The organism is endosymbiont of Ridgeia piscesae, from assembly GCF_001443665.1.
GTDB classification, from domain to species: domain Bacteria; phylum Pseudomonadota; class Gammaproteobacteria; order Chromatiales; family Chromatiaceae; genus Endoriftia; species Endoriftia persephonae.
This window is the reverse complement of the sequence record NZ_KQ557119.1, coordinates 56001-67297: the sequence shown is the minus strand read 5'-3', so window position 1 is coordinate 67297 and position 11297 is coordinate 56001. Positions and strand designations below refer to the sequence as shown.

7 protein-coding genes are annotated in these 11297 nt (G+C 58.1%); all 7 read left to right on the top strand.

The window, feature by feature from the left end:
- Positions 1-314, top strand: a 314-nt coding sequence (locus Ga0074115_RS03905) for a LuxR C-terminal-related transcriptional regulator (RefSeq protein ID WP_232432887.1), incomplete at its 5' end; no start/stop codon positions are given.
- 336 nt (positions 315-650) lie between these two features.
- A complete protein-coding gene (locus tag Ga0074115_RS03900) occupies positions 651-4343 on the top strand; it encodes an EAL domain-containing protein (protein ID WP_232432886.1) in 3693 nt (1230 codons plus the stop codon).
- Between the two features lie 117 nt (positions 4344-4460).
- A complete protein-coding gene (locus tag Ga0074115_RS17040) occupies positions 4461-5915 on the top strand; it encodes a methyl-accepting chemotaxis protein (protein ID WP_269747024.1) in 1455 nt (484 codons plus the stop codon).
- A 26-nt stretch (positions 5916-5941) separates the two neighbouring features.
- Positions 5942-6100 carry a rubredoxin gene (locus Ga0074115_RS15655; RefSeq protein ID WP_005959185.1) on the top strand — a complete coding sequence of 53 codons (159 nt, stop codon included), beginning with the start codon at positions 5942-5944 and terminating at the stop codon, positions 6098-6100.
- Between the two features lie 56 nt (positions 6101-6156).
- Entirely contained in the window at positions 6157-7191 is a 1035-nt protein-coding gene (locus Ga0074115_RS03890) for a cyclic di-GMP phosphodiesterase (RefSeq protein WP_082626696.1), read from the top strand.
- A 202-nt stretch (positions 7192-7393) separates the two neighbouring features.
- The gene (locus tag Ga0074115_RS03885; RefSeq protein WP_057955144.1) at positions 7394-8035 is read left to right on the top strand and encodes a response regulator; all 642 of its coding nucleotides are present in this window, start codon (positions 7394-7396) and stop codon (positions 8033-8035) included.
- Positions 8032-11280, top strand: coding sequence for an EAL domain-containing protein (locus Ga0074115_RS03880; RefSeq protein ID WP_060528225.1), 3249 nt, complete (start codon positions 8032-8034; stop codon positions 11278-11280). The genes Ga0074115_RS03885 and Ga0074115_RS03880 overlap by 4 nt, the downstream gene beginning before the upstream one ends.
- Positions 11281-11297 lie beyond the last annotated feature (17 nt).

Genomic DNA, 11297 nt, shown 5'->3' with positions numbered 1-11297 from the left:
ATCCGGACGTCCTGCTGGAGGCAGTGGCTCAGGTAGCGGCAGGTGAGACCTATCTGGGACCGGATATCGCGAAAGAGCTGGCACTGCGCCAGATTAGCAAGAATAACTCACCGCTCAGCCAGCTCTCTGCAAAGGAATTCGGGATCTTCCTAATGATGGCGGCGGGCAACAAACGGGCCACCATTGCAGAGACTCTGCACATCAGTGTCAAGACCGTCTCCAACTATGCCCATCAGATCAAGAAAAAACTGGGCTTATCCACTGATGCTGAGGTCGTTCACCTGGCAATCCGCCACGGCCTGATCAAAACCTAGTCGCGCAGCAAACAACCTTAGGTAAAGGGGTGGAGTCAGATTTGATGGAAATCGCGGCACTGAATGCCCCGTTGCTTCGATCAAATTTGACTCCGACCCCTACGACGTAAGCTCTGCTAGAGCTGCTTGCATGGGTGAGAGAGGGAAAAGTTCCCGATAAAAGAGGGAAAAAGCCCCGGCATTTGTAGTGACGATAACAGAAGTTTTCTGTGACTGCAGGCTATACAGTGATCCGTTTCCAGGTCGCTATCTCCATATCAATCAAAGAAATGATTTGGAGGACCCTCGCGCACTGCAAAGCGCTTTGGGTTGATTTTTGGATTACAGAGATCGCAATTGAAGCATACACACCCTCGACCTCCATGGCTGTTCTCCCTGACCCTGTTGGGCAGTGTCCTGTTGATCGCCATGAGCCTGCTGGTGATCATCGGCTGGGCGTTCGACATTCAGGGCCTGATCCAGCTTCGGGCATCACTCCCTCCCATGCAGCTCAACACCGCCCTCGGTTTTATTCTGATGGGTATGGGCTTCTGGTCCCTTGCGCATCAGAGGTCTCTCCTGGCTTCCATGTTTGGTCTGCTGGTCATTGTGCTCGGGATCGCAACTGGTCTTCAGTATCCCATGGGGGCGGATTTCGGTATCGACCAGCTACTGATGGAACAGCCCCTGCAGCACGGGGTTTCAAGCCCGGGACGTTTGGCACCCAATACCGCACTGGCATTTGCCCTCAGCGGTATAGTCCTGCTCAGCCTCTCCTTCGCCAGGCATACCGGATGGCTGGTGAGTCTGGGGCAGGTGGCTGGACTCCTCATCAGCTATCTCGCACTGGAATCGTTGGTTGGCTACATGGCGGGGCTGGAATCCGGTTATGGCTGGTTCTCGTTTACCCGCATGGCCCTACATAGCGCCTTTTTGTTCTTCTGTATCGGTGGCCTGTCAGTCGTCTGGACGAGCTGGGAACTGATATCGATATGGCGTCGCCAGAGTGATGAAGGTCTGGATCTGAACAACTGGCTCGATTCCGCGAAACAGGCGCGCTTGCGGATCCTATGGAATGTGACCCTGATTATGGCTATGGCGTCACTGCTGGTCGGGGTCACGGTAAGCCGGGTACTGCTCCACTCGGAATGGCTGCAGGAAGAGAATCACCTGATGCTGCAGGCGGAAAGGATGGCTGGCGTCGTTCAGGCCTTCTCCCACACCAGGCAGACGGATGCCGAGGGCCAAGAGGGGCTCCTGATGGACTACCTGCGGCATGGTGATCACAATGGGTTACCCCGAGATCCGCACAGTCTGGCGTCTGAGACCCTGATTGCCCGCCGCCAGGGAACGGGGTTGCACTGGCTGGGCGGTTCAGGGGCACTGGCAGACGTCGAACAGATCACAAAGCCGCTTGCCTATGCGCCGGATGAGGCCATGCGCCGGGCCCTGCAGGGGGAACAGGGGATCTATACCGGGCAGGATCGCCAGGGCAGGGAGTGGCTGCTGGCTTACCGTCCGGTACCTGATTCCAGTCTGGGCCTGGTGGTTGGTCTGCTGGCCGAAGAGATCGTGGCCCCCTATCTTCACGCCTTTCTGTTTGCTGGGGTGTTGGCAGGTCTGGTTATCCTGGTCAGTGCCCTGGCGGTGCTGCTCAGGGTCAATCCCATCATTCGTAGGATCGAGGGGGCCGACAAGCTGGAGCAGATCAACCAAAACCTACTGGCGGAGATCCGGCAGCGGAAGCGGGCGGAAAATGGACTCCAGCAACTGACCCAGACCCTGGAACAGCGTGTTCAAGAGCGGACGCAGACCATCGAGCGGGAGAAGCAGCAGAAACAGATCCTCAACCAATTGCTGCAGATCCACCAGGCAAGAGGTGTGCTGAGCGATAAGCTGGAATCCGCCCTTGCTATCCTCTGTTCCCAGCAGTGGCTGGGTTTGCAGCCCAAAGGGGCGATCGTGCTGATGGAAGAGGAAGGATGCCATCTGCGGCTTTCGGCACAGCTCAACGTGCCAGTGGAGTTGCAGAAGGTCTGTAGCAGAGTGCCTGTCGGTGAATGCGCCTGTGGCTGGGTTGTACGGCATGGCCGTCCCTTGTTGGCAAGTCAGGCAGAAGTGCAGCTGAAAAGTGGTTGCCGCGCAGGGCTGGAGAAGGAGCAGTATCTCTTGCCCCTGATCATCAACGACACCGTGATTGGCGTGCTCATGCTCTATCTGGATGCCGGGCGCCAGCTGGCCGGGCAGGAAACGACCTTTCTTGAGACCGCCTGTGTAACCCTGGCCGGTATCGCGGAAAGGGCCAGAGCGGAAGAGGCCCTGAGCAACAGCGAGGAGCGTTTCTCCCTGGCCATGCGGGGAACCAACGATGGGCTCTGGGACTGGGACCTCAAGGCCAACCAGATCTATTTTTCACCCCGTTACCACGCCATGCAGGGGTATGCGGAGGAGGGGGTGGTGCAGCCGCCGGAGGCCTGGATGAGCCAGGTCCATCCCGATGATGTCGACAACCTGAAGCAGGCCATCAGGCGCCACCTGGATGGCGCCTCCGATCATTTTGTCTGCGAGTACCGGATGCGCCATCGGGATGGCGAGTACCAGTGGCGGCTGAGCCGGGGGCTGGCCATCCAGGGGACGGAAAACGAGCCACATCGTATGGTGGGATCCACCACCGACATCAGTCAGCAGAAGGCGATCGAGGAGCAGCTGCTGCACGATGCCTTTCATGATGCATTGACCGGACTCGCCAACCGGGCGTTGCTGGTGGAACGGCTGGGTCATGTTCTGCAAATGGTAAAGAGAAGACCGGATTATGAAGTGGCCATACTATTTCTGGATCTGGATCGTTTCAAACTGATCAACGACAGCCTGGGGCACCTTCTCGGTGATCAGCTGCTGGTGGAGGTGGCCCGGCGTTTGCGTGGCCTGCTGCGGAGGGAGGATACGGTGGCGCATCTCGGTGGCGACGAGTTCGTGGTGCTGCTGGAGGGTATGGATACGGAAGTCAGGGTGTATGAGATCGCCCGCCGCATCCAGCAGGAGCTGGATCGCCCCATCGATCTGAACGAGCATTTGGTGAGGACCGGCGCCAGTATTGGAATCGCCTTTATCGGTGAGGCGTATCATCGTCCTGAAGATATGCTGCGGGATGCGGACAATGCCATGTACCGGGCCAAGGAGCGTGGCGGGGGCACGTTCGAGGTCTTCCGCAGTGAGATGCACCAGGGCACGATGGCCCGCTTTAACCTGGAGAACGAGCTACAGAGTGCGCTGAACAATGGGGAACTAGAGGTCTACCTGCAGCCCATCGTCAGGCTGACGGATCACTGCATCCGGGGGTTCGAGGCCCTGCTGCGCTGGCAGCATCCTGAACGGGGCTGGTTGTCACCTGCTGAATTCATCCCGGTGGCTGAGGATACCGGGTTGATACTGCCCATCGGTACCTGGGTTATGCACCGTGCCTTCGGTTTCCTGAATGAATTGAAGGCTCACTATCCGGAGGATGTTTCACCCCGGATCAGCATCAACCTGTCACCGCGACAGCTCACCGATGCCAAACTGGTCAAGACGGTGAGGAACCTCCTGACCGGTCGCGGGATCGATCCGGGCGTGGTGCAGCTGGAGATTACAGAGTCCGTGATCATGAAAGATCCGGAGTCGGCGGCCCAGGTGCTGGGCGAACTCAAGGCCCTGGGTATCAGACTCAGCATGGACGATTTCGGCACCGGTTATTCTTCGCTCAGCTATCTGCACAATTTTCCCCTGGACGTGCTCAAGATCGACCGCTCGTTCATCACACGTATGGGGGAGCATGAGCGTAACGAACAGATGATAAAAACCATCCTAGATCTGGCAGGCAGTTTCGATATGGAGGTGGTGGCCGAAGGTATCGAGGAGGAATGGCAGATGCAGCGCCTGCGGGAGATGGGCTGTGGTTATGGCCAGGGTTTTCTGATGGCTAGACCGATGCCGGTCGATGAGATTGCGCGGTTTTTGCAGGATCAGGCGGAGCAGGGGAGGACGTGTGCCTCCACGTCTGCAGCAATGTAGCTGTAGAGGTTTGCCACTGCAGATTTTACGCCCCCATTTCGGAAATGGAGGAAGGTTACAAAGGGATGCATTGCTATGAAGATGAGCACGCTTTTGGTTCGGGAGGAGATGACATCAATGCTTCTGTTGGGCCTGCTGACACTATCGGTGGCAGGGACCGGTCTTGGCATAATCAGCCTGCCGATGCAGAGCCTGTTGCTACTTGCCGGAATGGGTCTGTTCAGCCGTTATTGGCGGAGTATCGGTAAGTCGCGGAGCGCGCTGGAAGGGATCTCGAGGCTTGTGGACGCACTGAACGACGGCCACTTTGACTATCGTATCGGCTCGGCAAACCGGGGAGGCCGCCTCGGCGATATCGCAGACCGGCTGGACAGCGCCATGGCGCGGCTGGATGGCAGTCGCCGGACTATCCTCCATGGTCTGCAGGAGACCGTATCGGGTGGCTACCGTGGCATGACCGATCAGGGTGAATCCGATGCGGGTTTTCTGGCCCTGCTTGGGCAGGTGGATGAGGCGTTGCAGCAGATCAGCGGCCGGATGAAGGAACTGAACCGGACGGTTCTGCTGGCCAACCTGAGTGAGGTCAGAACCGGCAACCTGGGAAACAGTCTGCGGCGTAACCAATCCGATCTTACCTATATCGTAGAGCAGCTGGAACAGGTGGAGAGTCTCGCGGCCCGGTCGGTGGAGTCGGCGAACCAGAATCGGGTCACCATTCGGGGGGTCCTAGATGAATGGGAGGGATATCGCCGGCGCCTGGGCAGGGCCCACACCGCCTCCCGGGAAATGGGAGAGCGTAGCGCCGAGGTGGCGGAGGTGGTGACCATGATCGCCAGCATCGCGGATCAGACCAATCTGCTGGCACTGAATGCCGCCATCGAAGTCGCCCGTGCCGGTGAACATGGGCGGGGATTTGCCGTGGTCGCTGACGAGGTGAAGAAGCTTTCCTCGCATACGAAGGATGCGACGCAACGAATCTCCGGCATCGTGGACGGTTTCATCCAGGTTTCCGATTCCCTCGGGCTGGAACTGGATGAGATGAGCAAGATTGCTGGTGATTCACGGCGGGTGATGGAGAGCTTCCAGGAGAATTTTAAGGGATTCGGTGAAATCGCCCTGAAGACCGACGTGGCTACCAGATACGCCCAAATGGTGAGCTTCGCTTCACTGGTCAAGGTTGATCACCTGATCTATATGCAGAACGGCTATGCAACGCTCATGCACGGCGCTGATTCGGAGTTTGGCCGGGCAGTTGCGGTGGACCATCACAACTGTCGTTTCGGTAAATGGTACGACAGCGGTGTCGGACGCCAGGCGTTCTCCCATCTTCCCTCCTATGAGCGGCTCCGGGAACCTCACGAAAAGGTTCACAGTTTCATGCATAGGGCGCTGTCGGTTCTGAAAGCGGACTGGGAGGATATTGAAGAAAACCGACAGCTGGTGTTGGAAAATTTTCAAGTGCTCGAGGCCGCAAGTCAGGCGTTGATGACCATCCTCGATCAACTGACCGATGAAAAGAAACGCTACGAATCCGTTGCCGAAACAGCGGACGGGGAAGTCGAGCTGTTTTGATGTGATAGAAATAATGGGAAACCAAGATGAATCGTTATGAATGTGAGATATGTGGTTGGGTTTACGATGAAAAACAGGGGATGCCCGAGAAGGGGATTCCGCCAGGCACGCCACTCGATCAGATACCAGAGGAGTGGGTCTGTCCCGATTGCGGTGCCGACAAGGACGTATTCAACCAAATCTGAGTGCGACCACAGAAAAGATTGAACGATCATTGTGTCTGATAGGCAGAGGAGATGAGATGTTAAGGAAGGCAAGGACGGAGCAACTCCGAGTCGGTATGCACATCCTGTTACCGGGTTCGTGGCGCAAGCATCCTTTTTTGCGAAACCGCTTCAGAATCAAGTCCCAGGATCAGATTCGAAAGATCGCCGAATCCGGCATAGTGGAGGTCTTTGTTGATCCTGCTCAAAGTACGGTACCTGTGCCACTGGCAACAGAGGATACAGGGCCTTCACTGGATGAGCTGGCACATCTGAGTCATGAGGGAAAGGTTGTAGATCCGAAGACACAGGCGCCGCCAGAGGAGTGGGACCCAAACCAATTGAAGGTGGAAGCGCTGACCGCTGCTATCGAAGACCAGAGTCTGACGCCGCAGGAAAAGGCTCAGGCGGTGTATCAACACTCCATGGGCATGATGGAGCGGCTGGTGGAGCATCCAACCAGCGAGAATATTCTGACTTCCAAGCAGGCGGTCAGTGCCATTACCGATCTGATCCTCTCTGATGATCAAACGGCTAAAAGCCTGCTACGCATTACCTCCCACGATTTCTATACCTATACCCATTCGGTCAATGTGGGGGTGACGGCGATCATGCTGGCCAAGGCACTGTTCAGCAAGTCTGATGCCCATGACCTTCATGAACTGGGTGCGGGGTTTTTTCTGCATGATCTCGGCAAGGTCAAGGTCGATGCTGCCATCATCAACAAGCCCGGTCGCCTGACGGATCGGGAGATGCAGCGGATGCGCACCCACCCCTATCAGGGCTACAAGATGTTGGCCGAAGCAGGAGCACTCTCCGAGGAGTGCCGATTTATCGTGATGCAACACCACGAGTTTACTGATGGCAGTGGCTACCCGAAGCGCCTCAAAGGTGATGAGATACATATCTACGGACATATCTGCGGTATTGCGGATGTATTCGATGCCCTGACCGCGGAGCGCTCCTACAAGAAGGCTATGACGCCCTTTGATGCGCTGAAGCTGATGCAGCAGCAGATGTCCCACCACTTTGACAGAGAGCTGTTTAGCCGATTCGTACTGCTGTTTCAGTAGATATGCGGTTCATGGCGGCGATGGAAGAGACGCTGGTCATTGAGCGAATAAAAGCAATTTCCTTTCTCTTGTCCCTTATCCTGCTAAAGTTGCCTGCTCTGGCGCCGTTAAATCGCTATATTCGATAGAATTGCGCATAGCGATTAGATGTTTGCCTTTCGGTATCGCTCTCATGATGGATCGGTCAACAGAGGAAACTGGCATGAAACAGAAGCAGGGCAGCGCCATCTACCTGACACCTGCCGAGGTGGCGGAGATGCTATTGGTGGCACCGGTAACCGTGCGCCAATGGGCTCAGAAGGGCTGGCTGCATGCGGAGATGACCGGAGGTGGTCACCGCCGTTTCCTGTGGCGAGAAGTAGAGCGCTTCGCTCACGAGCGAGGCATTCGTCTCCATACCCGGCCGGGAGGGGATCTGCGGCTGCTGATTGTCGATGACGATCGGCAACTGGTGCGTTACCTGACCGAGCTGCTGGTGGATCGTTCCGGATTGGAGGTGGTCGAGAGCGCCCACGACGGTTTCGAGGCCGGCATGAAGGTGCGCTCTTTCAACCCTGATGTGATCCTCCTCGACCTAATGATGCCGCGGCTCGACGGTTTCACGGTGTGCCGGCAGCTGCGAAGCGACCCCGTCACCCGTGCCGTTCGGATCATTGCCATGACGGGCTTTCATACCCCAGAGAATGAGGCGCGCATTCTGCAGGCTGGCGCCGAGGTCTGTCTGGCCAAGCCATTCGATCGCGACAGGCTTTTTGCACTGTTGGGTCTGGATGGGAAGGGTGCTGCCGGGGCAGAGGTGAAGATCAGGGGGCACGCCGCCGCTGATAAAGGATTGAAACGATGACTCAGCCAGCCAGACAGCTCAGCGAGTCCAATCCCTACCGGGTGCTACTGGTCGATGATGAGTCTGGGCAGCGGTTCCTACAGCGGGAGATCCTCTCCTCGCCCGATTTTGAGGTGCGGGAGGCAACCGATGGCCGCTCCGCCCTGAAGGCGATCAGAGAGCACCCTTTCGATGTGGTCCTGCTGGATAAACGCATGCCGGGCATGACCGGCGACGAGGTCTGCCGCCGGATCCGCGAGGAGATGGACGACCGGCTGCTACCGGTGATCATGGTGACCGGCATGGGCAGCAGCGATGAGCTGGCTCGCAGCCTCAACATCGGCGCCACTGATTTCATCCGCAAACCCTATACCCCCACTGAATTGATTGCCCGGGTGGAGGCGGCGGCTAGCCACAAGCGCCTGCTCGACCAGTTGGAGCATGTGGAGTCGATCTACTTTGTGGTCGCCCGCATGGTGGAAGCGCGAGACTGGCACACCGGCCGCCACTGTGTCCGGTTGGCCCACAACGGGGCCCTGTTTGGCCGGTATCTCGGGCTTGATGACCGCTCCATCGAGTTGCTGGAGCACCTGGGCACCCTGCACGATATCGGCAAGCTGGCGATCCCAGATCATATTCTGCTCAAGCAGGAACAGCTCAATGCCCAGGAAGAGCGAGTGATGCGTCTGCACCCGGTGGTAGGGGCCAGACTCTGCAGCGGTATCAAGGCGCTGGAGCCATTGGTCCCGCTGATCCGACACCATCATGAACATTGGGATGGGAGTGGCTATCCAGATGGTCTGCGGGGAGAGGAGGTTCCCTACCTTGCGCGGGTCTTCCAACTGCTCGATATCTACGACGCCCTGGCCGCAGAGAGGCCCTACAAGGGTATTCTGCCCCACGGAGAGATCATCAGGTATTTGGAACGGGAGCGAGACCTGGGGCGCCTTGATCCGGAACTGGCTGGTCGATTTCTCGATTTCCTCCAGGAATCGCTTGGTCAGATGCAGCTCCCGACCGGGGGAGAGAACGCCCCGGACGATTTTTCCATCGTCGAGAGCCTCATGGATCTGGAGCCTGAGGCAAAGGAGCGGGCCAGCATACCGCCACTGGCGAAGGCGGAGCTTTCCTCCGCTGGACGCCGCTGGCGGAAAGAGGATGCCGCCGAATTCGGCGGGCCGTCTCGGCAGGACGTCTCCCGCTTGGCGGTGGTGGACTACAGCCAGTTGAGCCAGCGTTTTGCCGCCATTCTCGATGCGACCACTGTGGGTCTCTTTGGCCTCGACCGAGATGGCAGGGTCACCTTCGTGAATGGCGCTGCCTGCCGTCTGCTGGGGCACGGCGAGGAGGAGCTGCTAGGCGGCACCCACCACGATCGGGTGCATTATGCGAAATCCGATGGCAGTACCTACCCTCTTTCGGAATGCCCCATCCACCAGAGTCTGCAGACTGGCGAGATAGTCCATGGCGAGGAGCTGTTCTTTCACCGCGATGGCCGGGGAATAGCAGTGGAATTCACCTGCTCCCCCCTGGTTGACGGGGGCGAGGTAGAGGGAGTCGTTGTCACCTTTCAGGACATCAGTGAACGCAAGGCCATCAAGCGCCGGCTGAGGCTGGCAACCACGGTGTTCGACAACACCCACGACGGCATTCTGGTCACCGATGAGAAAGGAACCATCCTGACGGTCAACCCGGCCTTCAGCGAGATCACCGGTTACAGTGAGGCCGAGGTGCGGGGGCAGAATCCCCGCCTGCTTCGGTCCGGTAAGCAGAGGGCCGATTTTTATGAGGCCATGTGGTCGACGATTCGCCAGCAGGGACGCTGGCAGGGTGAGATCCGAAACAGGAATCGAGATGGGGAGATCTTTCCTGCCTGGCTGACCATCAGCAGCGTCAAGGATGACCAGGGAGAAGTGACCAACTATGTCGGTATCTTCTCCGACATCTCCCCCCTCAAGCACAGCCTCGAACAGATCGAGCACCTGGCCAACCATGATCCTCTTACCGGTCTGCCCAATCGGTTGCTGTTTCTGGATCGCCTCAAGGTCGCCGTGCGTCAGGCGCGCCGCGGCGGCCATTCGTTGGCAGTGCTGTTCCTCGATATCGATCGTTTCAAGGATATCAACGACAGTCTGGGGCACGCTATGGGCGACCAGTTGCTGTTGGAGATGGCTGCGCGCGTTCGCGGACAGGTGCGGGAGGAGGATACCGTCGCCCGACTCGGTGGTGATGAGTTCGTGATTCTCATTGGAGATGTGGAGTCAGCCAGCGAGGCGGAACTGGTGGCGAGAAAGGTGATGCAGGGTCTGGAGGTGCCGATCCGGCTGGAGACCTCGGAGATCATCCTGCGGGTAAGCATGGGCATCAGCCTCTATCCCAACGACGGTGAGAGTGCGGATGAACTGATCCGGCATGCTGATATAGCCATGTATCACGCCAAGGAGCGTGGCCTCAGTGAATATCATTTTTACAACGATGAGATGAGTGCTGGTACGCGGGCGCGTCTGGCCATGGAGTCGGCACTGCGTAGAGCTATCGAGGGTCAGGAATTTGAGCTTCACTACCAACCTCAGGTCAATCTTGCCGATGGCAGCCTGTGTGGTGCCGAGGCACTGCTGCGCTGGCATCATCCACAGGAGGGACTGGTGACCCCTGACAGGTTTATCCCGCTGGCGGAAGAGACGGGGTTGATTGAACCCATCGGCGCCTGGGTGCTGGAGAGCGCCTGCCGCCAAGCCGTGGAATGGCAGGCTCAAGGCATCTCCTTCGGCCGCATCGCGATCAATGTCTCAGGTGTGCAGATACGGCGTGGCACCCTGGTGGAACGGGTGACAACGGCGCTGGAGCTGAGCGGCCTTGATCCCACCCGCCTGGAGCTGGAGATCACGGAAAGCGTCATCATGGAACAGACTGGCCAGACTCTGACGATGCTGCAGGAACTCAAATCCCTAGGTGTGCAGCTCTCGGTGGATGACTTTGGCACCGGCTACTCCTCTCTCAGCTATCTGCAGCACCTGCCGGTGGACAAACTGAAGATCGACCGGGCCTTTGTCTGCAATCTGCCCAATGCAGGTAAGGATAAGGCCATCGCGCGGGCGGTGATCGCCTTGGGGCAGGGGCTTGGCTTGCAGACTATTGCTGAGGGGGTGGAGACGGAGGCGCAACGCGATTTCCTTCGACAGCATGGTTGCCAGGAGGGACAGGGATGGCTCTTCGGGCGGCCCATGACGTCAAAGCTATTCACCCAGCGCTATGTCGGACATTGACGTGACGGCCCCTTGCC